This window comes from uncultured Oceanisphaera sp., assembly GCF_947495715.1.
Classification (GTDB): domain Bacteria; phylum Pseudomonadota; class Gammaproteobacteria; order Enterobacterales; family Aeromonadaceae; genus Oceanimonas; species Oceanimonas sediminis.
This window is the reverse complement of the sequence record NZ_CANLZU010000007.1, coordinates 77,441-100,569: the sequence shown is the minus strand read 5'-3', so window position 1 is coordinate 100,569 and position 23,129 is coordinate 77,441. Positions and strand designations below refer to the sequence as shown.

Annotated in this window: 19 protein-coding genes and 2 riboswitches; of the genes, 6 read left to right on the top strand and 13 right to left on the bottom strand. The window is 60.5% G+C overall.

Annotated features, from left to right (window positions below; all coding sequences use genetic code 11):
• Nucleotides 1-254 precede the first annotated feature (254 nt).
• The 5 genes from Q0753_RS06105 to Q0753_RS06085 all read right to left on the bottom strand — a co-directional run bounded on the left by Q0753_RS06105 (nt 255) and on the right by Q0753_RS06085 (nt 7,747).
• On the bottom strand, nt 255-3,068 hold the full coding sequence (locus Q0753_RS06105) for an FAD-binding and (Fe-S)-binding domain-containing protein (protein WP_298718552.1): 2,814 nt from the start codon (nt 3,066-3,068) through the stop codon (nt 255-257).
• Nucleotides 3,069-3,141: 73 nt separating this feature from the next.
• Nucleotides 3,142-3,795, bottom strand: a complete 654-nt coding sequence (locus tag Q0753_RS06100; RefSeq protein ID WP_298718550.1) for a lactate utilization protein C — start codon at nt 3,793-3,795, stop codon at nt 3,142-3,144.
• Nucleotides 3,795-5,213, bottom strand: coding sequence for a LutB/LldF family L-lactate oxidation iron-sulfur protein (locus Q0753_RS06095; protein ID WP_367179494.1), 1,419 nt, complete (start codon nt 5,211-5,213; stop codon nt 3,795-3,797). The genes Q0753_RS06100 and Q0753_RS06095 overlap by 1 nt, the downstream gene beginning before the upstream one ends.
• Nucleotides 5,203-5,976 (bottom strand): (Fe-S)-binding protein, encoded by a 774-nt coding sequence (locus Q0753_RS06090; RefSeq protein ID WP_298718546.1) that lies wholly within the window; start codon nt 5,974-5,976, stop codon nt 5,203-5,205. The genes Q0753_RS06095 and Q0753_RS06090 overlap by 11 nt, the downstream gene beginning before the upstream one ends.
• A gap of 73 nt (nt 5,977-6,049) precedes the next feature.
• The gene (locus Q0753_RS06085; protein ID WP_367179493.1) at nt 6,050-7,747 is read right to left on the bottom strand and encodes an L-lactate permease; all 1,698 of its coding nucleotides are present in this window, start codon (nt 7,745-7,747) and stop codon (nt 6,050-6,052) included.
• Nucleotides 7,748-7,908: 161 nt separating this feature from the next.
• On the opposite strand from Q0753_RS06085, the gene Q0753_RS06080 reads away from it, so the two are divergent.
• Together Q0753_RS06080 and Q0753_RS06075 are read left to right on the top strand one after the other, a co-directional pair.
• Nucleotides 7,909-8,814: a LysR family transcriptional regulator gene (locus Q0753_RS06080; RefSeq protein WP_298718541.1), complete on the top strand. Its 906-nt coding sequence runs from the start codon at nt 7,909-7,911 to the stop codon at nt 8,812-8,814.
• A 25-nt stretch (nt 8,815-8,839) separates the two neighbouring features.
• Nucleotides 8,840-9,871 (top strand): Gfo/Idh/MocA family oxidoreductase, encoded by a 1,032-nt coding sequence (locus Q0753_RS06075; RefSeq protein ID WP_298718539.1) that lies wholly within the window; start codon nt 8,840-8,842, stop codon nt 9,869-9,871.
• 68 nt (nt 9,872-9,939) lie between these two features.
• Here Q0753_RS06075 and Q0753_RS06070 read toward each other — a convergent pair whose 3' ends face one another.
• Entirely contained in the window at nt 9,940-10,977 is a 1,038-nt protein-coding gene (locus Q0753_RS06070) for a putative sulfate exporter family transporter (RefSeq protein WP_298718537.1), read from the bottom strand.
• 163 nt (nt 10,978-11,140) lie between these two features.
• Here Q0753_RS06070 and Q0753_RS06065 point away from each other — a divergent pair, with 163 nt between their 5' ends.
• On the top strand, nt 11,141-12,034 hold the full coding sequence (locus Q0753_RS06065; protein WP_298718535.1) for a LysR substrate-binding domain-containing protein: 894 nt from the start codon (nt 11,141-11,143) through the stop codon (nt 12,032-12,034).
• Nucleotides 12,035-12,105: 71 nt separating this feature from the next.
• Here Q0753_RS06065 and Q0753_RS06060 read toward each other — a convergent pair whose 3' ends face one another.
• The 4 genes from Q0753_RS06060 to pyrC all read right to left on the bottom strand — a co-directional run bounded on the left by Q0753_RS06060 (nt 12,106) and on the right by pyrC (nt 16,300).
• Complete coding sequence (locus tag Q0753_RS06060) at nt 12,106-12,579, bottom strand: DUF1456 family protein (protein WP_298718533.1); 474 nt, start codon at nt 12,577-12,579, stop codon at nt 12,106-12,108.
• Nucleotides 12,569-12,838, bottom strand: a complete 270-nt coding sequence (locus Q0753_RS06055; protein ID WP_298718531.1) for an RNA-binding protein — start codon at nt 12,836-12,838, stop codon at nt 12,569-12,571. Before Q0753_RS06055 ends, Q0753_RS06060 begins: the two co-directional genes overlap by 11 nt.
• Before the next feature lie 201 nt (nt 12,839-13,039).
• The gene (locus Q0753_RS06050) at nt 13,040-14,479 is read right to left on the bottom strand and encodes a sodium:solute symporter family protein (RefSeq protein WP_298718529.1); all 1,440 of its coding nucleotides are present in this window, start codon (nt 14,477-14,479) and stop codon (nt 13,040-13,042) included.
• A 99-nt stretch (nt 14,480-14,578) separates the two neighbouring features.
• Nucleotides 14,579-14,685: riboswitch (TPP riboswitch) on the bottom strand.
• Between the two features lie 571 nt (nt 14,686-15,256).
• Complete coding sequence (pyrC, locus tag Q0753_RS06045) at nt 15,257-16,300, bottom strand: dihydroorotase (protein ID WP_298718527.1); 1,044 nt, start codon at nt 16,298-16,300, stop codon at nt 15,257-15,259.
• 208 nt (nt 16,301-16,508) lie between these two features.
• Nucleotides 16,509-16,614, top strand: a riboswitch (TPP riboswitch).
• A 48-nt stretch (nt 16,615-16,662) separates the two neighbouring features.
• Here pyrC and Q0753_RS06040 point away from each other — a divergent pair.
• The 3 genes from Q0753_RS06040 (at nt 16,663) to Q0753_RS06030 (ending at nt 19,871) form a co-directional block, all read left to right on the top strand.
• A complete protein-coding gene (locus tag Q0753_RS06040) occupies nt 16,663-17,436 on the top strand; it encodes a 3-oxoacyl-ACP reductase (RefSeq protein ID WP_298718526.1) in 774 nt (257 codons plus the stop codon).
• On the top strand, nt 17,436-18,746 hold the full coding sequence (locus tag Q0753_RS06035) for an LLM class flavin-dependent oxidoreductase (RefSeq protein ID WP_298718524.1): 1,311 nt from the start codon (nt 17,436-17,438) through the stop codon (nt 18,744-18,746). The genes Q0753_RS06040 and Q0753_RS06035 overlap by 1 nt, the downstream gene beginning before the upstream one ends.
• A 444-nt stretch (nt 18,747-19,190) precedes the next feature.
• On the top strand, nt 19,191-19,871 hold the full coding sequence (locus tag Q0753_RS06030) for a type 1 glutamine amidotransferase domain-containing protein (protein WP_298718522.1): 681 nt from the start codon (nt 19,191-19,193) through the stop codon (nt 19,869-19,871).
• Nucleotides 19,872-19,875: 4 nt separating this feature from the next.
• On the opposite strand, the gene Q0753_RS06025 is transcribed toward Q0753_RS06030, so the two are convergent.
• The 3 genes from Q0753_RS06025 to Q0753_RS06015 are packed head-to-tail and all read right to left on the bottom strand — an operon-like array spanning nt 19,876 to nt 22,708.
• Entirely contained in the window at nt 19,876-20,616 is a 741-nt protein-coding gene (locus tag Q0753_RS06025; protein WP_298718520.1) for an ABC transporter permease, read from the bottom strand.
• Nucleotides 20,613-21,560, bottom strand: coding sequence for an ABC transporter ATP-binding protein (locus Q0753_RS06020; protein ID WP_298718518.1), 948 nt, complete (start codon nt 21,558-21,560; stop codon nt 20,613-20,615). The genes Q0753_RS06025 and Q0753_RS06020 overlap by 4 nt, the downstream gene beginning before the upstream one ends.
• Entirely contained in the window at nt 21,557-22,708 is a 1,152-nt protein-coding gene (locus tag Q0753_RS06015) for an ABC transporter permease (protein ID WP_298718516.1), read from the bottom strand. Before Q0753_RS06015 ends, Q0753_RS06020 begins: the two co-directional genes overlap by 4 nt.
• Between the last annotated feature and the right edge of the window lie 421 nt (nt 22,709-23,129).

Sequence of the window (23,129 nt, the reverse complement as noted above, 5' to 3'; positions counted from 1 at the left end):
TTTCCCGGCCGCGCCACGGATGGCGCGGCTGAGCCTAGAGGGGGCAGCTTGCTGCCGTGACGAAGTGCTTTAGTTTGATCGAACATCCAGTGAATGTTCGCAGCAGGATAAAGCAGTGAGTGTCACGACCCACGGCGAGTCGGCTGAGCGGGTCCCTTGTCCGGCGTTTACACTCCTCACTATTCACTATTCACTATTCACACCTCACACCTCACACCTCACACCTCACACCTCACACCTCATACCTCACATTATTACCGGCTGGCTTCATCCACCAGGTAGAGGATGGACTCGTAGTTGATGCCGCTGTGGTGGCTGAGACCCAGTTCGCAGGTGCGGCTGTTGCTGACCCCACGGGTGCAGTCGGCCGGTATCTGGGCTTTTAACGGCTTCAAGGCGGTGGCGTTCAGCTCGGGCAGGGTAAAGCCCTTGTCGCCGGCAAAGCCGCAGCACTCTATATGCTCCGGTACTACCACCTGGGTGGCGCAACGCCGGGCCAGCTCCAGCATTCTGTCGGCCAGCCCCATGCGTCGGCTGCTGCAGGTGATGTGCAGCATCACCGTCTCGTTCACCGGCTGCAGCTCCAGACGTTCCAGAGCCTGCTCCAGCACAAAGGCCACCGGCTCATAGACGGTGAGCGGCAGGCTAAAGCCATCCTGGACGAGTTTGGCGCAGGGGCTGGTGTCCATCAGCACCGGCCAGCGGCCCTGCTCCGAGACCTGCCACAGACTCGCCTCCAGCTCGCGCGTCTTGTCGTTGGCCAGCCCGCTCATGCCCTTGCTCTGATAAGGCATGCCACAACACAGGTTGTTGAGATCACGGGGTAGAACGACATCGAAGCCGGCTTTTTCCAGTATGGCCTGAGTGACTTCGGTCAGTGACCGGCGGTCATGGGCATCCGGTGACTGGCCCAGGGTGCGGCTGGCGCAGGAGGGGAAATACACCACCTTGGGTCGACCACGATCCGAGCTCTGATCCGAAGCCTGTGGTCGATGCCGATTGGCGGCCGGCGTTTCCGGCAGCCACAGCGGCACCTTGTCATGACTCAGTTTGCGCAGACCCCGGTTCAGGGTGGTCATGGTGCCATTTCCCAGCAGCCTGCGGCCCAGATCGGCGCTGTTCAGGCCGATGGCCACCGCCTTGGTGGTGGTGGTGAAGTGATCGGCACTCCAGCGGGCGATGGATTCGAATTTTCGGTAGCGGGCGGTACGCAGCTTGCGCACCAGGTTGCCGGTATTGATGCCCACCGGGCAGCGTTGTTCGCAGAGGCCGGTGGCGGCACAGGTGTCCACTCCCTGATAGTCGAACACTCGCTGTAGCGAATCATCGACGGTGTCACCGGTTGCTTGCCGTCGTTGCAGCTCGCGATAGAGCACGATGCGCTGGCGCGGGGTCAGACTCAGATCCCGGGACGGACATACCGCCTCGCAGAAGCCGCATTCGATACACTTGTCGACGATATCGTCGGCGGCGGGCAGGGGCTTGAGGTTTTTCAGGTGGGCCTCCGGGTCCTGGTTGAGGATCACGCCCGGATTGAGGATACCCCCGGGATCCAGTAGCGCCTTGATACGTTGCATCAGCGCGTAACCTTCCTTACCCCATTCCAGCTCCACATAGGGAGCCATATTGCGGCCTGTGCCGTGTTCGGCCTTGAGTGAGCCCTTATATTCCACCGCCACCAGTTGGGCCACGGCGTCCATGAAGCCGCCGTAGCGGTCCAGTTCTTCTTGTGAGTCGAAGCCCTGGGTGAACACGAAATGCAGGTTGCCGGCCAGGGCATGGCCGAAGATGATGGCCTCATCGTAGCCGAAGCGGTCGAACAGCTCGGTCAACCTGCGTACGGCCGGTGCCAGTTGTTCCACGTGAAACGCCACATCTTCGATGATCACCGTAGTGCCGGTTTCACGCACCGCACCCACCGCCGGAAACATGCCCTTGCGCATGGCCCACAGGCTGGCACAGACTCTCTTGTTCTGGGTGAAGGGGACTTCGTTACATCGCTCGAATCCGGCCACCGTCGTCATCGCCTGTTCGCACTGAGCCACCAGTTGGGCTTCGTTTTCGCCATGCACTTCAATCAGCAGGGCGGCCGCTTCCAGATCCAGATCTTTGACAAAGTCGGGCATGTCGGCCTTGTCGGCGATGGATCGCAATGCCCGGCCGTCCATCAGTTCCACCGCCGCCACCGAGGTATGGGCCAGCTCGGTCACCGCCAGACAGGTGGTTTCGATATTCGGGTACACCAGCAGGCAGGACGCCTTGAACGGATGGTCGGGCACAGTGTGGTAACTGACCTCGGCGATAAAGCCGAGGGTGCCTTCCGAGCCAATCATCAGGTGGGCCAGGATGTCGAAAGGGTCTTCGAAGTCCACCAGCGCGTTGAGGCTGTAGCCGGTGGTGTTCTTGAGCCGGTACTTGTGACGAATATGTTCGGCCAGTTCGGGGTTGGCCCTGGTTTCTTCGGCCAGTTGCCGCAGGCCGGCCAGCAGCGCCGACTGTTGCTCGGCAAAGCGGGCCCGGCTGTGTTGATCCCGGGTATCGAGAGTGGTGCCATCGGCCAGCACCAGGCTCAGTCCATCCAGGGTGCGGTAGGAATTCTGGGCGGTGCCGCAGCACATGCCGGAGGCGTTGTTGGCGGCGATGCCGCCGATCTTGCAGCTGTTGATGGAGGCCGGATCGGGACCTATCTTGCGGCCGAAGGGGGCCAGATATTTGTTGGCATCGGCCCCGATCACGCCGGGTTGCAGGGCTATTTTATGGCCGTCATCCAGTACCTGATGATGGCGCCAGTCGTCGGTGAGGGCGATCAGTACCGAGTCGGACACCGCCTGACCCGACAGGCTGGTGCCGGCGGCGCGAAAGGTGCAGTGAATCTGGTACTCGCCACACCGCTGCAACACCCGCACCACTTCTTCCAGGCTGCTCAGGCGCAGCACCATCCTGGGTAACAGGCGGTAAAAGCTGGCGTCGGTACCGTAGGCCAGGCAGAGGGAGCTGTCGGTAATGATTTGCTCGGCGGGCAGAAACTGGGCCAGAGCATCAAGCAGCAGGCGGTAACGATGTTCCATCAAAGGTCCTCTAACATCAGAACTAAAAGTGGTTTCGGTATTGGCGTTGTCATCAGGCACTGGGTATCGGTTATCAGGCATCCTCCAGGATCAGCACCAGCAGCTGCCTGGGTCCGTGAGCGCCATAGGCCAGGGTTTGCTGAATGTCGGCGGTCTTGGACGGCCCCGAGATCAGCAGCAGGTTGGTCGGCATCCCACCGGCCCAGTGCTGATCGGCCATCATCGCCGGCAGGTTGGAGTGCAGGGTCGAGGCCTTTAGAATGGCGATATGACAGGGCGGCACCAGCGACAGGGTACGGGGTTCTGCCGGCCCGGGCCAGAGTACCAGGCTGCCGGTGGCGGCAATGGCGCCGTGACAACCGGTAATGCCGGCATCGACCCGGTTGAACAGCTCGTCTTTCCACTGCTCCAGCGACTGGTCGAAGGGCCGCTGTTCGGCGCAGTCGGCCAGGGCCTCGGTTAGCTCGGCATGAAAATCGCCACCGGTGCCGGTGGCAATACGTTTCAGTCCCATCTGCTCTATCCGGGTTTTCAGGGTGGCTATCAGTTCACCGCGGTTCAGCCTGAGTACCTCGGCGTGATTCTGCTGCAGCAGTTCGGTCAATCGGGTCAGCATGGCGCTACGGTCGGTGTTATCCCAGATCGGGTAGTCCGGATTATTGACCGGCAGCGGCTTGATCTCTGCCTGGCGCAGTCGGTTGAGTATGGCGTTGCGGGCAGTCGACATTATTTGTTCCTCTTGGCCATCAGTTCACGCAGGGTGTTGGCGGCGGGTCTGGGGGCGGTGCGGCAACGGGTCCAGGGGCCCAGTTTACTCGGTATCAGGCCGCGCAGGCGGGTGGCGCACCAGCTCATCATCCGGTACAGCGCAGGCGTGCGGGTGAGCAGGCCGAAGCTGCGCCAGACGAAGGCCTCGGTATTGCTCTTGGCGGAATTTTGGCCGCGTAGCGCCGGTACGCCGGGGCGGGGCTCCTGCTTGGCCTCGCGCCGCAGCCGTTGCAACAATTCGGGAATGGGAATACGTACCGGGCAGACTTCGCCGCAGGCGCCACACAGGCTGGAGGCGGTGGGCAGCTCCCGGGTCGCTTCCAGTCCCATCAGGTGGGGGGAAATGATCTTGCCGATGGGGCCGGGATAGACGGTGCCATAGGCATGGCCGCCGATGCGGGTGTAGACCGGGCAGTGGTTCATGCAGGCGCCGCAGCGAATGCACTGCAGTGTCTTGCGCATTTCTTCGTCCACGAAGGCCTGGCTGCGACCGTTGTCGAGCAGCACCAGATGCACTTCTCTGGGGCCGTCCAGCTCGTCGTGCTTGCGGGGGCCGCTTATCATGTTGAAGTAGGTGGTAATGGACTGGCCGGTTGCCGAGCGGGTGAGGGCACTGAACAGCGGCGGTACGTCGGCCAGAAACTCCACCACCTTTTCGATACCGGTGATGGCGATATGTACCTCGGGTACCGTGGTGCACATGCGCCCGTTGCCCTCGTTTTCCACCAGGCACAGGGTACCGGTTTCGGCCACCGCGAAGTTGACGCCCGACACCCCTATGTCGGCGCGACGGAACTTCTCGCGCAATACATTGCGTCCGGTCCGGATCAGGGTATCCACGTCCAGGGTGTGTTTGAAGCCGGGTACGTGCTCGGCAAACAGGTCCGCCACCTGCTGCTTGTTCTTGTGAATGGCGGGCATGATGATGTGCGAGGGGGTCTCGTCGCCGAGCTGGACTATGTATTCGCCCATGTCGCTTTCCAGGCAGTCGATGCCTTCTGTGGCCATGGCGTGGTTCAGCTCGATCTCTTCGCTCACCATGGACTTGCCTTTCACTACCTGGGTGCCGCCGTGAGACTGGATGATGTCGGCGAAGAGAGCGTTGGCCTGTTCGGCGTTTTCGGCCCAGTGCACCCGAATGCCGTTGGCGATGCAATTGGCTTCCAGTTGTTCGAGCAGCGCCGGCAGCTTGCTCAGACAGCGCTGGCGGATGGCTTCGGCCCGGTCGCGGATGGCGCTTTCTTCATCCGGGTCGGCGAAGGCGGTCTGGCGTTTGTCGCGCAGGTAGTCCATGGCGCCACGGAAGTTGGCGCGCAGTTCGGGATTGGCCAGCGCCGCCTCGGCCTGGGGATGAAACAGCTGGGGTTTATTGTGCATCATGTCCCTCCATCCGACTCAGCAAAAAGGTGGCCAGGTGTGTCCCTTTTAGTGCTTTGCCCTGATATTCCAGGGCGCCGTTGATGTTGAGAAGGCAGCCCCAGTCGGCACTGATTAGCTGCTCCGCGCCGGCTTCGCTCAGGTGTTGGGTCTTGTCTTGCACCATGGCTTCGCTGATCGCCGGGTGACGTACCGAGAAGGTGCCGCCGAAGCCGCAGCACTCGCTTTCGTAGGCCTGTTCACGCAGTTCCACACGCTCCAGCTGGCTCAGCAGTTGGCGGGCGGTGTTGTGGACTTTCATTTCCCGACGGGCGGCGCAGGAGGTATGCAGCACCACCGAGGTGGCCGGGCCCTGATCACTAAGCCGGATGCGGCACACCTGCACCAGAAATTCGGTGAGTTCGAATACCCGATCACAAAATTGGTTAACCACCGCTTCCTGCTCGCTGCCGGCGAACAGCCGGCGGTAGTGGTGGTGCATCATGCCGCCGCAGGAACCGGACAGCACTATGACTGGCCAGGGAGCGGGGAACAGTGCCATCTGGCTCAGGGCTGTGGTTTTGGCGTCATCTTCGTAGCCGGATGAATAGGCGGGCTGGCCGCAGCAGGTTTGCTTGGGCACATAGATGACCTCGACACCGGCCAGTTCCAGCAGACGGATGGCATCCAGCCCGCTCTGGGGGGAGAACATGTCCACCAGGCAGGTGGCGTAGATATATACCTTTTCTGGCTTGGCCGGATAGATGCGAATAGCGGACGACATAAGGCAATTCCTTCAAATAACACTGTTTTAGCTGTTGCCTGCCGGTCTGGTGCCGACCGGCAGGCAACGCAACTCAAGATAATTTCAGCAGGGGATCCGAAATACCCAGCCCATAGATGGCAATCATGCCGATGACGCCGAGGGCCACCAGGTAGTAGAGGGTGGGCAAGGCGGTCTTGCGCAAGGTGGTGCCTTCCCGACCGAGCAGGCCGACGGTGGCCGAGGCCGCAACCACGTTGTGAATGGCGATCATGTTGCCGGCGGCGGCACCCACCGCCTGCAACGCCACCACCATGGCGGTGGACACGTTCAGCGTCTGGGCGACTTCGAACTGGAACTGGGAAAACATCATGTTGGACACGGTATTGGAGCCGGCGATAAAGGCCCCCAGCGCACCGATGACCCCGCTGATGGCCGGGAAGAAATCACCGACCAGATCGGCGGCCACCCTGGCGGTCATCACCGGCATGCTGGCGATGTCGGCCTCGTTGACCCCGGAGTTGATGAAGATCCTCACCATGGGCACGGTGAACATCAGCACGAAGCCGGCGCCGATCAGGGTGCGGGAAGACTCGGCGACGGCCGGTACGAAGGCGGTGAGCGAGCGGGTCTGGCTCAGTACCGCCACCAGAGAAACGAACACCAGGATACCGCCGGGCAGGTACAGGGGCTGGATGCTGGCGCTGATACCGGCCTCGCCCAGAATATCGCCGAAGGCGATGCTCCAGCTGGTGAGCAGGCCCTTGAAGCTGTCACTGGTGCGGCTCAGTACCAGCAGTACCGGCAGCAGCAGGTAAGGGAACCATGCGAGGCCCATGCTGATGGGGTGTTGTTTCAGATCTTCCTTGTGAATGGTAAGCGAGCCCAGCCATTCTGCTGGCCAGTTTTTCTCTTCCGGAAACTCGAAGGTGCTCTTGGGTACCAGAAAGCCTTTGCGTGTGGCGGTGACGACGATGGCCAGACCCACCAGGCCGCCGATCAGGGCAGGAAATTCCGGGCCGAGCAGAACGCCGGTGAGTGCGTAAGGCACGGTAAAGGCCAGACCCGCGAAGATGGCAAACGGCAGTATGTCGAGGCCTTCTTTCCAGCTCTTGTTCTTGCCGAAGAAGCGGGTCAGCATCATGCTCATGAACAGGGGCATCAGGATACCGATGATGGCGTGGGTGACCGCCACGTTGCTGGTTACGGTTTGCAGGTAGTCTTGCCAGCCGGAGCCGGCGGTGGTCAGGGTGGTGTTGATGGCGGCGTTGTCCAGGCCGGTGGTCACGCCGACGATGATGGGGGTGCCTACGGCACCGAACGACACCGGTGTGCTCTGAATCATCATGCCCATCAGTACCGCCGCCAGGGCCGGGAAGCCCAGCGCCACCATCAGCGGCGCAGCCACCGCGGCGGGGGTACCAAAGCCGGAGGCGCCCTCGATAAAGCAGCCGAAGCACCAGGCGACGATAATGGCCTGGATGCGGCGATCCGGCGAGATGGCGGTGAAGCCGTTACGAATGGTGGTGATGGCACCGGTATGCTTCAGGGTATTCAGTAACAGGATGGCGCCGAAGATGATCCACAGCAACGAGACGGAAATCGCCAGCCCCTGCAGGCTGGAGGCGATCACCCGGGTGCCGCTCATGTCCCATACCAGCAATGCGACGAGCACGGTCAGGATAAATGCCAGGGGCATGGCGCGTTTGGCCGGCCATTGCAGGCCGACCAGCAGAATGGCGGCGAGCACGATGGGCGAAAATGCCAGCAGTGCCAGCAGGGAATCATTCAACATAGCGGTTCCTTCCTTGAGTATGTCTTGGTGGTCATCATGGGCATACTCCCAGTTTAGAGTATGATGGTGACCAGATTGTTAACGTGATGTAACCTTATCCCCTTGTCTTTTGTGGATATATAGATTTAATGAAACCCATTATTTCCAAAAGTGGATGAATGATGCCGAAAACGGATGATCTGATCCTGTTTGCCCAGGTGGTTGAATTAGGCTCCTTCAGCAAGGCGGCCGACGCCAACGGCCTGACCAACTCGGTGGTGAGCAAGCGTATCGCCCGGCTGGAAAAGGAGCTGGGCAGTACCCTGATCCACCGCACCACGCGGCGTTTGACGCTGAGTGAAGCCGGACAGGTGCTGTATCAGCGTGCTCGCCTGGTGGCACAGACCGCTCAGGAAGCATTTGACGCCATTACTGGCTACAGCCAGTCGCTGCAGGGGCATATCAGAATGTCGGTTCCCACCATTTCCGGCGAACTGTTGCTGGCGCAGGCGGTCGCCGAATTTTGTGAACTGCATCCGGCTATTTCGGTGGATATGTCGCTGGAGAATCGCTTCGTGGACTTGGTTGGAGAGGGATATGATCTGGTGGTTCGTACCGGGCACCTGGACGACTCCAACCTGATCGCGCGTCATATCCTGGATTCACATTGGACCATCTGTGCCGCTCCTGCGTATATTAGTCGCCGTGGCAAGCCCCAGGTGCCGGAGGATCTGTTGCAGCATAACTGTCTTATTTACAGTTATCAGGAGAGCGGGGCCCGTGACTGGCTGTTCAACCGTTATGGCGAAATTTATCCGCTGCGGGTGAGCGGCAACTTTTCTACCAATAATGCCGCCGCTCTGCGCAGAGCGGCCCTGGCTGGCCATGGTTTGGCGTATGTGCCACGCTGCCTGGTCTATCCCGACCTGCAGTCTGGGCGCCTGGTTGAGCTGTTACCCCAGCAGGTCGGCAAGATACTGGGTATTTATGCCGTCTATCCCTACAGTCGCCAGCCACCGCGCAAAATAAAGCTGTTGATTGAGCATATCCGTTCCCGTTACATGGATATCAAACATTACTTTTAACGAGAACTTTTAACGAGAGCTACCCATGATTAAAACCGCCATCATTGGCTACGGCCAGTCCGCCAGTATTTTCCATTTGCCTTTTATCGACTGTCTGCCGGAATTCGAGCTGGTGGCCATCAGCACCTCCAAACCGGAAAAGGCGGCGCAAGACTGGCCCGAGGTGAAGGTCTATACCGACGTGGACCAGATGCTGGCCGAATCCGGCGCCCGGCTGGTGGTGATCACCGCGCCCAACGAGGTGCACTACGAACTGGGTCTCAAGGCGTTGAAGCTGGGGCTGCATGTGGTGATGGAAAACCCCGTCGTGACCCAGCTGCATCAGGGCGCCGAGATGATGCGGCTGGCCGACACCAATAAACTGTGCCTGATCCCCTTTCATAACCGTCGCTGGGACAGCGATTTTCTGACCTTGCGCAAGCTGCTGGCCGACGAGACCCTGGGGCCGATTCATGGTTTCGAGTCCCACTTCGACCGCTTTCGGCCGCGAGTGCGGGCAGAGAAGCCCGGCGTTGGCGCGGGTGTCTGGTTCGATCTGGGCGGGCATATGGTGGATCAGACGCTGGTGTTGTTCGGCAAGCCGCTGTCGGTGACCGCCCGTTGTTTGTCGATGCGCCCCGGCTCAGAGGTCACCGACTACTTCCATGTGCAGTTGCACTACAGCGACAAGGAAGTGCTGCTGCATTCCAGCCCCTATCATCCGGGGCCGACCCTGCGTTTCAAGCTGCAGGGAGAGCGTGGCTGCTACATCAAGCGGGGGTTCGATCCGCAGGAAGAACGGCTGCAGGACGGCATAGTGCCGGACTCGCCCTATCTGGCCAAGGAAGCCGAGTCGGACTACGGCATCTTCTATTCCGATGACGAGGCGGAGATCATCGAGTCACAAGTGGGAGGCTACCGCTATTTCTATGAGGCCACGGCCAGAGCCATTCGTGGTGAAGGCCCCTTGCCGGTGACCATGCAGGATGCACTGGACGGGCTCAATATCATCAATCTGGCAGAGCAGAGCTCGGCGGAAGGACGCACCCTGTCGTTAACCGCCACCAGCTTCCGGTAGGCACGGCAGCAAAAAGAAAAACGGCGACCTCAGGGTCGCCGTTTTGGTTGCTGTAGCGGATTGTCTTATTAACTGATCAGGATGTAAGCGAGGATCAGACCGGCGATAAACAGGGTTTCCAGTACCACCAGCAGCACCGGCTTCCAGCCGACCGAGAGAATGTCCTTGAGCTGGGTACGTACACCCAGGGCGGCGATGGCGGTCAGCAACATCCAGGAAGAGCTGCCGGCCAGCGGCTGGCTGACGGCGGTCGGAATCCAGCCCAGGCTGTTGAGAATGAACAGCGCCACAAAGCCGAGCAGAAAGCCGGGTATCGCCACTCCTTTGCTGCTGCCGCTTTCACCGCGCTGGCGAGCCGCGCGCTGGATCAGGATGCCGATGGTCATGACGATGGGTACCAGCATGGCCACGCGCAGCAGCTTGACGAAGGTACTGAGGTCACCGACTTCGCTCGACATGCTGTAACCGGCACCCACTACCTGGGCGACGTCGTGAATGGTGGCACCGATAAAGAGCCCGGCTTCCTGCGGGGTCAGCCCCAGGCTGGAGCTGATCATCGGATAGAAAATCATCGCCAGGGTGCTGAGGGTGGTGACGCTGATCACGGTGAACAGGGTATTGCGCTTGGTTTGTTCACTTTGATCCAGCACGCTGCTGATGGCCATGGCGGCCGAGGCACCGCAAATGGCCACCGAGCCACCGGTAAGGGTGCCGAATGAAGAAGAGAAGCCGAGCGCGCGGGCCATGATCACGCCAAAGCCGATGGTCAGCACCACCGAAGAGCACACCATCAGCAGCGGCGACCAGCCCAGGGTGAGCACGTCGCTGAAGGTGATGCGCAGCCCCAGCATGGCCACCCCGATGCGCAGTACGGTTTTGGCGGAAAATTCCAGCCCCGGCAGGCAGACCGACTCCTGGCTCAAAAAGTTGAAGGCCAGCCCGAGCAGCAGTGCCATCAGCATGGCGGGAGCGCCGTAGTGCTGCGACAGAAAGCTGGCGGCAATGCCGATGGTGACTGCCACGCACACCCCGGGAAAGTAGCGTTTTCTTGTATTTTCAATTCGTTGCAACATGCCCATTACCTGGTTGTTGGTTCCTGCAGTCATGAGTGCCGTCCTTGCCGGTTAATCTGTATTGAGGCCAGCGTGAAGAAGCCGGTGATAGATTTTCATGGTAAGAGGCGAACTCGACAGTATCTAATGCCTTTTTATAGCGGGCCTGTTACTTTTTTGCATACAATACCGCATCAATGTATTAACGAGCAGAATCATGGAAAGCAAATGGCTGCACGACTTCGTTGCCCTGGCCGAGCAGGGTAACTTCTCCAAGGCGGCGGACGTTCGTTTCGTGACCCAACCGGCGTTCAGCCGGCGTATTCGTTCGCTGGAAAACTGGCTGGGCGTACCGCTGGTATGCCGGGATCGTTACCCCATGGCACTGACCGAGGCCGGCGAGAGCTTTCTGGAGCAGGCCCGGCTGCTATTGTCGCAGATTTATGGCACACGCGACCAGCTGCGCCAGAGCCTGCATGAGCACAGCAGTGTGAATTTTGTGGCGCAACCTTCGCTGGCGGTGACCTTTTTTCCCGGCTGGATCCACTCTCTGCGCCCGCAGCTGGGGAACAGCCTGATCCGGCTGAATACCGGCCATTATCACGATGCCATCGAACAGTTCATGTCCGGCTCGGTCGACTTTTTGCTGTGTTTTTCCGGCGACGATACCAGCCCCATGCTCAATCGCCCCGAGGTAGAGCGGCGGGTAGTCGGGCAGGATCGGCTGGTGCTGGTGTCGGCGGTGAACGACTCGGGTCATCCGCTGCATGGCTTGTCTGCCGACACGCCGTTGCGCCTGTTGCTGTATCCGCCCACGTCTTTTCTGGGCGGGTTGATCCAGCGTAAATGCCTTCCGGCGTTGAGCGAACAGCCTTGTCTGCCGGTATGCGAAAATGCCCTGGGCGAGGGGCTGAAGGCGTTGGTGCTGCAGGGGGATGGCGCCAGTTTTTTGCCGGCGAGTCTGGTCAGGGAAGAGCTGGAGCAGGGTCGGCTGGTGGAGTTGCCGTTGTCGGCGTGGGTAAAACTGGATATCGAGTTGTGCTGTCGGCAACCGTTTCGTTCCGAACAGGTGGCGCTGTGCTGGCAACAGATCCGCCAGGTAACGACCTAGCGGATGCGGCTTGCCCGGTTGGCGGCAAACGGCCGACCGGGCAAGCGCGACTAACTGGCGTCAGTGGTCGCTTATTCGGCGCCATGCCGACGCTGCAGTGCCAGGCCCTGCAGGAAGTTACGCAGGAACTGATCGCCACAGGGTTGATAATGCTTGTGACCGGGCTTGCGGAACAGTGAGGTCAGCTCGGGCTTTCTCACTTCAAAACCGGCCAGCTTCAGCAGGCCGAGAATGTCTTCTTCCTTCAGCTCCAGCGCCACGCGCAGCTTTTTGAACACCTGATTGTTGATGGGTTCAGCCTGTTCCGCACGCGGTGCCGGGCCACCTTCGCGCGGGCCGCGGTTTTTCAGGATCAAACCGTCCAGAAAGCCCAGAATCTGCTCGTTGCTGCAGCTGTGGTAATTGGCGTCTTCTTCCTTGGCCAGCAGGGCCAGAAATTGTGTTTCGTTGATGGTCACGTCACCCATGCCAAACAGCGCTATGGCTTGCTGGTCGGGCAGATCGAGCGCATAACGAATGCGGCGCAGAATATCGTTATTGGTCATTTTCGTTTTTCTCCCCGGGCTTCACTTCCGCTTTTTTGACGCGGATTTTCTGGCCGTCTACTTCCATGCCGTTCAGGCTCTTGATGGCGGCTTTGGCCTGAGCCGGGTTGGGCATGAAGGCGAAGCCGAAGCCCTTGGAGTTATTGGTGTTCGGGTCCATTACCAGGTGGAAGTAATGCACCAGGCCGTAAGGTGCCAGCAGGGCCAGTACCTTGTCTTCTGTGGTGAGGCGGGACAGGCCCCGAATCATGATTTTCATGGTGTCTCCAGTATGACGCCGGTGCGCAATACAAGGCGGTGGCAAGAATAAATATGGCGTGAATAGCGCCAAAGGGTCGCGAGTGTAACAGGTTGGCCGACCGGCGTCTGCCCGCATCTCGGCGACCCGTTTCGCGCTTTAATTATGGGATAAAAACACGGAAGGATAGCCGACCCGGGCGGGTCGGCCATTTTTATCGATTCAGCTTTCCAGGCTGCGGATACGCTGGCGCAGTATCGAAAAGTCGAACGCCGAACGGTTCGGCAGCAGCATCAGCAGGCAAGACACCAGCACCGGCACAAGAGTGGCCAGCAGGAAGGACTCCAGCAGATAGGTGAGTGGCTCGCCTGGTGCCGGGAATAGCCAGAGGCCGGCCAGCAGCCCGGCCGCGGTGCTGAGTACGGCGTTATAGCTCTGGTAGCGGGCGCTGTAGAAACCGAAGAACACCGGGAAGGCGGCGGCACAGCACAGCAAATCGGCCAGCAGAAACAGATACAGCACGCTGAAACCCTGGGAGGCGACCACCAGCACCGGAATCGACAGCAGCACGATCAGCCAGCGCGACAGCCCAAGCAGCTTGTGGGCGCCGATGTTCGGCAGCAGGCGGCGCAGATCCACCACCATCATGCTGGACAGACCGCTGATGGTGGAGTCGGCACTGCTCATGATCAGCGCCAGACCAAAGGGCAGCAGGCCGATGGCAAACCACAGCGGCATGTTCGGCATCAAGACGCTGAACAGGGCAACCGAACCGTCACCGGGCAGATCCAGCCCCACGAATGCCAGACCGAACAGCCCCATGATGAAGATGATCGGAAAGCTGATCAGGCCGCTCAGAATGAAGCCGTTGCGGATCACCTTGTTGTCTCGTGCGGCAAACACCCGCTGCCAGGTACCCTGATAGAAGAGGCCGGTCAGCACCACCGCAATAAAAAAGGTCAGCCCGGACTTGAGCCCGGTAGTATCCAGCGGATTCAGCAACTGCGGGGCTTTTTCCTGCAGTCCGGCGATGATCGGTGTTAGCCCGCCGGTGGCTTGCCAGCCGAACATCATCAACAGCAGCAAAAACGGCAGTATCACCAGCATCTGCACCCGGTCGGTAAAGATGGTGACCCGCAGCCCGCCGTACAGGGTATAGAGCAGGGTAGCGCCCATGACGATGCCGGCGGTCACCCACAGCGGTACCGGTGCCAGCAGTGCCACCATCTGGGCGATGGCGGTCAGGCCGGCGGTGAGTGAGATAAACAGGTAGAACATCATGATCACCAGCACAAAACCGTACATGCCGCGGCCATAGCGGCCGAGCACGAATTCGGTCAGGGTGTGGCCTTCGGGCATCAGCTCGCGAATGCGGCCGCCGAGCGGAATCATGATAAGCCGTGGCACCAGCACGCCGAGGGCGTAGCCGGTAATGGCACCAATGCCGCCCCAGGTGGCGGCCTGGGCCGGGCCAAACAGAATCCAGGTACCCATGGTGGTGGCCAGCAGGGTCAGCATGGTGGCGCTGCCACTCTGGCTGTTGCGGGCCACGATAAAGTCTTCCAGCTTGTCCTGCCGGCGGCGGGCATAAAGCAGGCCGGGTATGGCAAAGACGGCGGCAAATAAGCAGAGCCACAGAATCGCGGCGGTGGTGTCCAGCATGTTGTTCTCCCTTTGCCTGTAACAGGCAAGCATGACGATGGTAGCCATTCATTGGCTACCTGGTGCCGGGCAACAACGGGCAGATTGGGAGGGAGAGTGAGGATCAATCATTTCCTTCCCTTCGCCGGCATTACCCGGATCAGGTTCGAAGGGTTACTGCAGTAAATTGCAGAGTCTCAGCCGGTCAGGCTCCCCCAGGAATAGCGTCAAGAGAGTAGAGAGACTGCCGATGGTTGTCAATCAAAGGCCGGAAACCGATGGCCGCGGCAGTGACAGATATTCGTTATTTTCGTCATGTTTTTTGTCATTTTCGCGCAGGCGGGAATCCATGAACCTAGCGTTATATCAATCTGGAAAACTAACCGATCTGTTTAGCTGTCCCGAAAAGGTCGAACGAAGGGGCTACTCCACCGACACGCTGAACCGCATCCCTGCGACGCTCAGCACATGACGTCCTGTCATGTGATGGTCGCTGGAGTAGAACCCTTCATCCACCCCTCTGCTGCGGCGCTGCCTGTGGGGGCGTCCTGCAGACAACGCGGTGGTTACGGAGAGGTAACAGAGATCGGCTCCCACGACCGTGAAATGCCAGGGACGGTATTTCCGAGCCCCCATGGATGGGTTTATGGCGTGTCGCGGGAGGTGATTCTGTTTCCTCTCGTGTCCAGCTTTGAAACAGATCACATTTTTACTTGGATTGGTATTACCAATCCCTTGATCGTCGGCATAAAAAAACGCGGCCGAAGCCGCGTTTTTACTTTCAGCACAGAGGCCGGCTTATTTCACCATCCAGTCGATGGTTTCACCGGCGCGAATCGGCACCAGCTGATCGCCGCCCAGCGGCAGGGTGGCGTCAACGGTCCAGCTTTCTCTCACCAGGGTGATGGTGTCGGCATTGCGGGGCAGGCCGTAGAAGTCGGGGCCGTTGTGGCTGGTAAAGGCTTCCAGCTTGTCCAGCGCACCGGCTTCCTCGAAGGCTTCGGCATACAGTTCCACGGCGGCGTGGGAGGTGTAGGCACCGGCACAGCCGCAGGCGGCTTCTTTGCGATGCTGAAAGTGCGGCGCCGAGTCGGTACCCATGAAGAACTTCTTGTTACCGCTGGCTGCTGCCCGCACCAGCGCCTGCTGGTGGGTGTTGCGCTTGAGAATGGGCAGGCAGTAGAAGTGCGGGCGAATGCCGCCCACCAGCATGTGATTGCGGTTGAACAGCAGGTGGTGAGCGGTAATGGTGGCCGCCACGTTATCGCCGGCTTGCTCCACGAAGTTGACCGCGTGCTCGGTGGTGATGTGCTCCAGCACGATTTTCAGCCCGGGGAAGTCGCGCACCACATCCGGCAGCACGGTGTCGAGGAACACCTTTTCCCGGTCGAAGATATCGATGCTCGGATCGGTCACCTCGCCGTGCACCAGCAGCAGGGTGCCGGTTTCCTGCATGGCTTCCAGCACCGGGTAGATGTTTTTAACATCGGTCACGCCGGAGTCGGAGTTGGTGGTGGCGCCGGCCGGGTAGAGCTTGCAGGCCACAATCTTGCCGGTGGCCTTGGCCGTGCGGATTTCCTGCGGGTCGGTTTTATCGGTCAGATACAGGCTCATCAGCGGCTCGAACCGGCTGCCCTGGGGACGAACCGCCACGATGCGATCGTAGTAGGCCAGTGCCAGCTCGGTGGTGGTGGCCGGCGGCAGCAGGTTGGGCATCACGAGGGCGCGGCCCAGGTAACGGCTGGCATCGCGCACCGTGTCTTTGAGTTGTTCGCCATCGCGCAGGTGCAGGTGCCAGTCGTCGGGGCGGGTGATGGTCAGTGTGGTTGTAGTTGCGGTCATAGTTGAGGTCATAGTCGGCTCGGCGGGTTATCCATTACATCCAGACGGCCATTATCCACCCAGCGGCGGTTTTCACCAAACTTCTGAAAATGTGAGGGGTGAGGCGTGAAGGGTGAGGGGGAAAACAGGCGGCTTGTCAGGTGGTTTTCCCCCTCACGCCTTCCCCCTCACGCCTCTCGCTCTCGGGCGCTGGGGTATGTTATGGTCTGGACGTGACACGGGGTGTCTTGCGGCCAAAGGCCGGCAGGGCTGAGATAACACCCGTCGAACCTGATCCAGTTCATACTGGCGAAGGGATGTCAGCCTTCCGGCTATCGGCGTATTCTGCCAGTCCATGCCTTCGCCTCTAACAAGAGGTAGCGATGCAAACGTCCATCAATCTGAACGAACAGCTGGTGCTGGTTACCGGCGGCGCCCGCGGTCTGGGCGAACACCTGGTGCGGGCCTTTCTGCGCGAAGGCGCGCGAGTGGTAATCAACTATCTGCACAGCGCCGAGGCCGCAGCAACGCTGGCGGCAGAAGCCCCCGATCGTGCGCTGGCACTGCAGGCCGACGTGACCGATGCCGATGCGGTGCGAGCATTGTTTGCAAAGGCGCGGGAGCATTTTGGCTGCCCGATCACCACCGTCATCAACAATGCCCTGCCGGCCTTTTCGTTTAATGGCGATGCACGGCCACATGCGGATCAACTGCGTTGGGAAGATCTCAACCAGCAGCTGGAAGGTGTGGTCAAAGGTGCCCTCAACACCACTCAGGCTGCCTTGCCCGGCATGCGCGAGGCGGGCTTTGGCCGTATCGTCAACGTGGGCACCAACCTGTTTCAGAACCCGGTGGTGCCTTATCACGACTACACCGCCGCCAAGGCGGCGCTGCTGTCTCTGACCCGCACCCTGTCGCAGGATCTGGGCCCGGACGGCATTACCGTCAACATGGTGTCCGGCGGCCTGCTGCGCACCACCGATGCCTCGGCCGCCACGCCCGAAGCGGTGTTCGATTACATCGCTGCCGCTACGCCGTTGCGCCGTGTTACGACCCCCGCCGAGTTTGCCGATGCCACCCTGTTCTTCGCCTCACCCTGGTCACGCTCGGTGACCGGCCAGAATCTGGTGGTCGACGGCGGCCTGGTGAAAAACTGATGGCGGCCCGGAATCAAGACCAGCGCATGATGCACCTGAACCTGTTTTTGTTTGGCTGCGGTCATCACAGGGCGGCCTGGCGTCACCCCGACTCGGCGGTAGAGCAGTTGGGCGATATACGTTATTACGAGCGGCTGGCGCAAACCGCCGAACGGGGCAAGCTGGATGCGGTGTTCTTCGCCGACGGTCAGTCTACCGGCAATGTGGCGGACGGCAACTACTGGTTTCTGGAGCCGTTGACGGCCATGGCCGCCATGAGCCGGGCCACCGATCGCATCGGTTTTATCAGCACCGTTTCCAGCACCTTTTTCACGCCTTTTCATGCGGCGCGCATGATGGCCTCGCTCGATCATATCTCCAACGGCCGCATGGGCTGGAACGTTGTGACCTCCATGTTCGATGTGGAAGCCCGCAACCATGGTTATGAGGCCATGCCGGCCCACGCCGAGCGTTATCGCCGGGCCGAGGAGTTTGTGGATGCGGTGATCAAACTGTGGGATTCCTGGCAGACAGATGCGCTGGTGATGGATCGTGCCGGCCACTATGCCGATCCCGACAAGGTGGTGCCCATCAATCACCACGGCGAGTTCTTTCTGGTGGACGGCCCGCTCAATGTGCCGCGCCCGCCCCAGGGGCACCCGGTGCTGTTTCAGGCCGGTGCCTCCGATCAGGGCCGGGAGCTGGCGGCCAAGTGTGCCGAGGCCATTTACGCCGTGGCCTACGATCTGCCCGCCGCTCAGGATTACTATCGCGATATCAAACGGCGGGTGAAGGAAACGGGCCGCAACGTCGATGTGCCCATTATGCCGGGGCTGGTGACCTATGTGGCGTCTACCGAAGCCGAGGCGCAGGCCAAGCAACGGGAACTGGACGAGCTGCTGCCCGCCGCCGCCTCGCTGCGCCAGCTGAGTACCTACGTGGGGCAGGACTGCTCCGGCTGGGAGCTGGACGCGCCGGTACCGGCGTTGCCGTCGCTGGATGCCTTTACCGGGCCCAAGGGCCGTTTCGCCACCATTCTGCGCATTATCGAGACCGAACAGCCCACGGTGCGGCAGCTGTTGGGTCGGCTGGCGGCCGGTGGCGGTCACTGCACCATGGTGGGCACGCCCGAGTCTATTGCCGATCGTATGGAGCTGTGGTTTCAAAACGAGGGTGCCGACGGTTTCAACCTGATGCCACCGTCGCTGCCCGCCGGCATCGAGGACTTTGTCGATCAGGTGGTACCTGAACTGCAGCGCCGCGGCCTGTTCCGCACCGAATATGAAGGCAGCACCCTGCGCGATCATCTGGGGCTGACTCGACCCGAGTAAGCGTAATTCCGATGGATTGCTTGTTGGTCACAAGTAGTTGTGATAACAGCAGAAAATCGGCCAAAGGGCCCGCTCCGCCGACACGCCGTAAATACATCCCTGTAGGCTCAGCCGAGCCATCCGTGGCGCGGATGGTCGGCTGAGCAGATCCCTTTGCCCTCCTTGCTGCTCCGGCATCGCCTGTTGGCGCCGTCTGCAGACAACTCGGAGTTTAGAAAGAGGCAACAGAGACAAGCTCCCACGACCGTGACATGCCAGGGATGGCATGTCCGAGCCTTACAGGGATGTACTTGTAGCGTGTCGTGGGAGGTGACTGTGTTGCCTCTGGAGCCGGGCGTAAAGACAGATGCTTACCTCGACTACAGTGTCATCCTGTAGTGCCGTCGGCTAACCTGATAAGCGTGCTTTCTGTAACGAACTTTCTGTAATAAACAAGGAGTCGATATGCGTATTTTGATGGTACTGACCTCTCATGACCAACTGGGGGATACCGGCGAGAAAACCGGTTTCTGGCTGGAAGAATTTGCCGCTCCTTATTACGTATTCAAGGATGCGGGCGCTAGCATTACTCTGGCTTCGCCCAAGGGGGGCCAGCCGCCGCTGGATCCGAAAAGCGATGCAACCGATGCCCAGACCGAGGCCACCGAGCGTTTTCGCGCCGATGCGGCCGCTCAGGCCGAGCTGGCCACTACCCACAAGCTGGCCGATCTGTCGGTGAATGACTTTGATGCGGTGTTTTATCCCGGCGGTCACGGTCCACTGTGGGATCTGGCGGAAGATGGCGACTCCATCGCGTTAATCGAGGCCATGGCTGCGGCGGGCAAACCGGTGGCGGCGGTGTGTCACGCCCCGGCGGTGTTGCGTCATGCCAAAGACGGCGCGGGTAAACCGCTGGTGAGCGGCAGGCGGGTAACCGGCTTTACCAACAGCGAAGAAGAAGCGGTGCAACTGACCGCCATAGTGCCTTTTCTGGTGGAAGAGATGCTGCGCCAGAACGGCGGCGATTACCGCAGGGCCGATGACTGGCAGCCGCATGTGGAAACCGATGGTTTGCTGGTCACCGGCCAGAACCCGGCCTCTTCCGAGCCGGCTGCCAGCGCCCTGCTGGCGCTATTGAAGCACTGACACCTCAGCCCGGCGGCGACAGCCGCCGTTCCAGCCGCTGAAACAGGGCATCGATCAAAATGGCCACCAGCGCCACCATGATGCCGCCCTGCAGCACGAAAGCCATGTTGTCGGTCAGCAGGCCGGCAATAATCACCTCTCCAAAGCCCTTGGCCGCCACCGTCGATCCTATGGTGGCGGTGCCGATGCTGATCACCAGCGAGATACGGATACCGGCGATGATCATCGGCAGTGCCAGCGGCAATTCCACCGACCACAGCTGCTGGCGCGGGCTCATGCCCATTCCGCGTGCCGCCTCGCGCACGCTGGCCGGCACCTGCTGCAGGCCGGTAACGGTGTTTTCATAAATGGGCAGCATGCCATAGAGAAACAGCGCCACCAGAGTCGGGGTCAGCCCGAAGCCCAGCGCCGGCACCGCCAGTGCCAGTACCGCCACCGGCGGAAAGGTCTGGCCCAGATTGGCGATGGCCCGGGCCAGTGGCAGAAATTCCCGCCCGGCGGCACGGGTTACCAGAATACCGCCGCCCAGCGCCACCAGGGTGGCGCCGAAAATGGCGATGAATACAGCCGCCAGATGCCACAGCAGCAAATTCAGGAAGCTGTCGCGGGCGTAAATGGCCGGGGCCCGTTCATCGACCAGCGGGCGAAACAGCGGCTCCAGCGATGGCATCTTGAGGGTCATGATCAGTAACAGCAGCAGGGGGATCGCCACCCCCAGCCAGCGGACAGGAGAACGGCTGCTCATGCCCGGGCACCCTGTTGCAGCAGATTATTCATCGATAACTGGCCGACGGCAATGCCGTTGGCATCCAGTACTTGCAGCAGCTCGGCTTGCTCCCAGATAAGCAATGCCATGGCGTCGCGCAGATTGGCGCTGGCCATAATGCTTGGTACCGAAGGCGGCAACGGCTGTTGCAGGGGCGCCATTATCTGGCCTACCTGCTTGATGGCCAGCAGGCGCAGGGAGCGGTCCAGTCCGCCCACCAGGCTTTGTACAAAACCGGCGCGGGGCTGGCGCAGCAGGGCCTCCGGGCTGTCGAGCTGCAGCAACTCGCCCTTGTCCATTACCGCAATCACGTCGGCCATCTTCACCGCTTCTTCCAGATCGTGAGTCACCATGATGATGGTGATGCCCAGCAATTTTTGTACTCGCAGCAGCTCGTCCTGCAGGTGTTCGCGGGTCAGCGGATCCAGGGCGCCGAAGGGCTCGTCCATCAGCAACAGTTCGGGTCGGGCGGCCAGAGCCCGGGCCACACCAACCCGCTGCTGTTCGCCGCCGGAGAGCTGGTGCGGGTATTTGTTGGCGAAGGTGGCGGCATCCAGCTTGAACAGGGTCAGCAGCTCGGTGACCCGCGCATCGATATCCGCCTTTTTCCAGCCCAGCAGCCGGGGCACGGTGGCGATGTTGTGATGAATGGTGCGATGGGGGAACAGGCCTACTCCCTGAATGACGTAGCCGATGCGCCGGCGCAGCTGCTCCGGCGGCAATGTGGTGACATCCTGCTCGTTGATCAGGATCTGGCCCTGGCTGGGTTCTATCAGCCGGTTGATCATGCGCAGGGTAGTGGACTTGCCGCAGCCGGAGGTGCCGACCAGCATGCAGAACTGGCCACGTTCTACCCTGAACGAGATGTCATTGACGGCGATTTGTGCGCCAAATTGTTTGCCGAGTGCTTTTACTTCGATCATGCATTTTCGCCTTTCTGCAGGGCTATCAGGGTGTCGATGAGGATGGCGAACAAAAAGGCCAGCAACAGGGTGGGCACGGCGCCGAGAATCACCAGATCGGTGGCGGTCTGGCCCAGCCCCTGAAAGATGTAGGTACCGAAGCCGCCGCCGCCCACCAGGGCCGCCACCGCCACCAGACCGATGTTCATGGTCACCACTACCCGCAGCCCGGTAAGAATCACCGGCATGGCCAGCGGAAACTCCACCTGCCACAGGCGCTGACGGGTATTCATGCCCATGCCGGTAGCGGCTTCTCGTACTCGGGCGTCTATTCTGTCGAAGCCCAGTGCGGTATTGCTGACGATGGGCAGCAGTGAATAGAAGAACAGGGCAATCACCGCCGGGGCCGCGCCTATGCCCCTAATGCCCAGCTCGGCCAGCAGCGGGTAGCCGGTGGCCAGCAGGCTGAGGGGGATCATCAGCAGGCCGAACATGGCCAGGCTGGGGATGGTTTGCAGCACATTCAGCACCGGAAAAACGCCATTGCGCAGGCGTTGGGAACGGTGGCAATACAGACCCAGCGGAATGCCGACGACCAGCGCCGGTATTATGCTGCCCAGTGACAGCTGTAGATGGCGAATCGCCTGACGCCAGAAATCGGTCTGATTATGGTATTCCCGCAACAGCGACAGGTTGTCGCCATGGCCGAAGGCCAGCAATGCCATGACGGCGGCGACGATCAGGGCAACCAGCGCCAGCCGGGGCAGGGGGCGCAATGCCAGCTTGATGGCCACATCGGTGATCAGCAGCGCCAGCCAGAATATGGCCAGCCAGAAGCCGGCATTGAGGGAAACCCGGGCCAGCGGGCTGGCCTCAACCAGCAGCAGTGTTGCACTGGCGCCGGCGGTATACATCAGCATTATCAGGGTCAGAGCGGTCAGCACCAAACGGGTGCGTATGGCCGTTTTGAAAAGGGATAACAGGCTGGTAAGCGCTAACATCACCAGCAGGGGGGTTAAGGTGCTGAAACCGGCCGCATCCAGCAGGCCGATGCTCTGGCCGGGCATGATGCGGTTGGGTTGCAGGCTGACGAAGGGCAGGGCAAACAGCGACAGCAGCAGGGCGAACCCGAGCAGGCCGCCGACCTTGTCCAGATTGAAAAACTTCAAAAAAACTCCTGACACATACTTAAAAAACTGCCAATGGCTGTACCGAACAAAGGGTCCGCTCCGCCGACTCGCCACTGGGCTAGCCATCTTTGCTGGGTAACGGCTGCGAATATTCACTGGATATTCGGTCCATTACCCAACAAAGATACACGGCAGCAAGCTGCCCCATTGGGGCTCGGAAATGCCGTCCATGGCATTTCACGGTCGCGGGAGTCGTTCCCTGTTGTCTCTCAGCAGCCAACCGACAGGCGACACCTGAGCGTAAAGGAGGATAAAGGGATCTGCTCCGCCGACCTTCTGTTTCAGGGATGAAACAGAGAGCGTACATGGATGTATTCACAGCGAGTCGGCGGAGCGGGCCCTTTGTCCGATGCGTGCACGTTTAACGGTGTTACTGGCAATCTGCACGCATATTTAATCC

What these genes read in the sequence shown, in the direction of transcription:
- Q0753_RS06105 (WP_298718552.1), bottom strand. Translation starts at nt 3,068, where the DNA reads ATGGAACATCGTTACCGCCTGCTGCTTGATGCTCTGGCCCAGTTTCTG.
- Q0753_RS06075 (WP_298718539.1), top strand. Translation starts at nt 8,840, where the DNA reads ATGATTAAAACCGCCATCATTGGCTACGGCCAGTCCGCCAGTATTTTC.
- Q0753_RS06095 (WP_367179494.1), bottom strand. Translation starts at nt 5,213, where the DNA reads ATGCACAATAAACCCCAGCTGTTTCATCCCCAGGCCGAGGCGGCGCTG.
- Q0753_RS06050 (WP_298718529.1), bottom strand. Translation starts at nt 14,479, where the DNA reads ATGCTGGACACCACCGCCGCGATTCTGTGGCTCTGCTTATTTGCCGCC.
- Q0753_RS06055 (WP_298718531.1), bottom strand. Translation starts at nt 12,838, where the DNA reads ATGAAAATCATGATTCGGGGCCTGTCCCGCCTCACCACAGAAGACAAG.
- Q0753_RS06065 (WP_298718535.1), top strand. Translation starts at nt 11,141, where the DNA reads ATGGAAAGCAAATGGCTGCACGACTTCGTTGCCCTGGCCGAGCAGGGT.
- Q0753_RS06100 (WP_298718550.1), bottom strand. Translation starts at nt 3,795, where the DNA reads ATGTCGACTGCCCGCAACGCCATACTCAACCGACTGCGCCAGGCAGAG.
- Q0753_RS06025 (WP_298718520.1), bottom strand. Translation starts at nt 20,616, where the DNA reads ATGAGCAGCCGTTCTCCTGTCCGCTGGCTGGGGGTGGCGATCCCCCTG.
- pyrC (WP_298718527.1), bottom strand. Translation starts at nt 16,300, where the DNA reads ATGACCGCAACTACAACCACACTGACCATCACCCGCCCCGACGACTGG.
- Q0753_RS06080 (WP_298718541.1), top strand. Translation starts at nt 7,909, where the DNA reads ATGATGCCGAAAACGGATGATCTGATCCTGTTTGCCCAGGTGGTTGAA.
- Q0753_RS06090 (WP_298718546.1), bottom strand. Translation starts at nt 5,976, where the DNA reads ATGTCGTCCGCTATTCGCATCTATCCGGCCAAGCCAGAAAAGGTATAT.
- Q0753_RS06060 (WP_298718533.1), bottom strand. Translation starts at nt 12,579, where the DNA reads ATGACCAATAACGATATTCTGCGCCGCATTCGTTATGCGCTCGATCTG.
- Q0753_RS06040 (WP_298718526.1), top strand. Translation starts at nt 16,663, where the DNA reads ATGCAAACGTCCATCAATCTGAACGAACAGCTGGTGCTGGTTACCGGC.
- Q0753_RS06035 (WP_298718524.1), top strand. Translation starts at nt 17,436, where the DNA reads ATGGCGGCCCGGAATCAAGACCAGCGCATGATGCACCTGAACCTGTTT.
- Q0753_RS06020 (WP_298718518.1), bottom strand. Translation starts at nt 21,560, where the DNA reads ATGATCGAAGTAAAAGCACTCGGCAAACAATTTGGCGCACAAATCGCC.
- Q0753_RS06070 (WP_298718537.1), bottom strand. Translation starts at nt 10,977, where the DNA reads ATGACTGCAGGAACCAACAACCAGGTAATGGGCATGTTGCAACGAATT.
- Q0753_RS06030 (WP_298718522.1), top strand. Translation starts at nt 19,191, where the DNA reads ATGCGTATTTTGATGGTACTGACCTCTCATGACCAACTGGGGGATACC.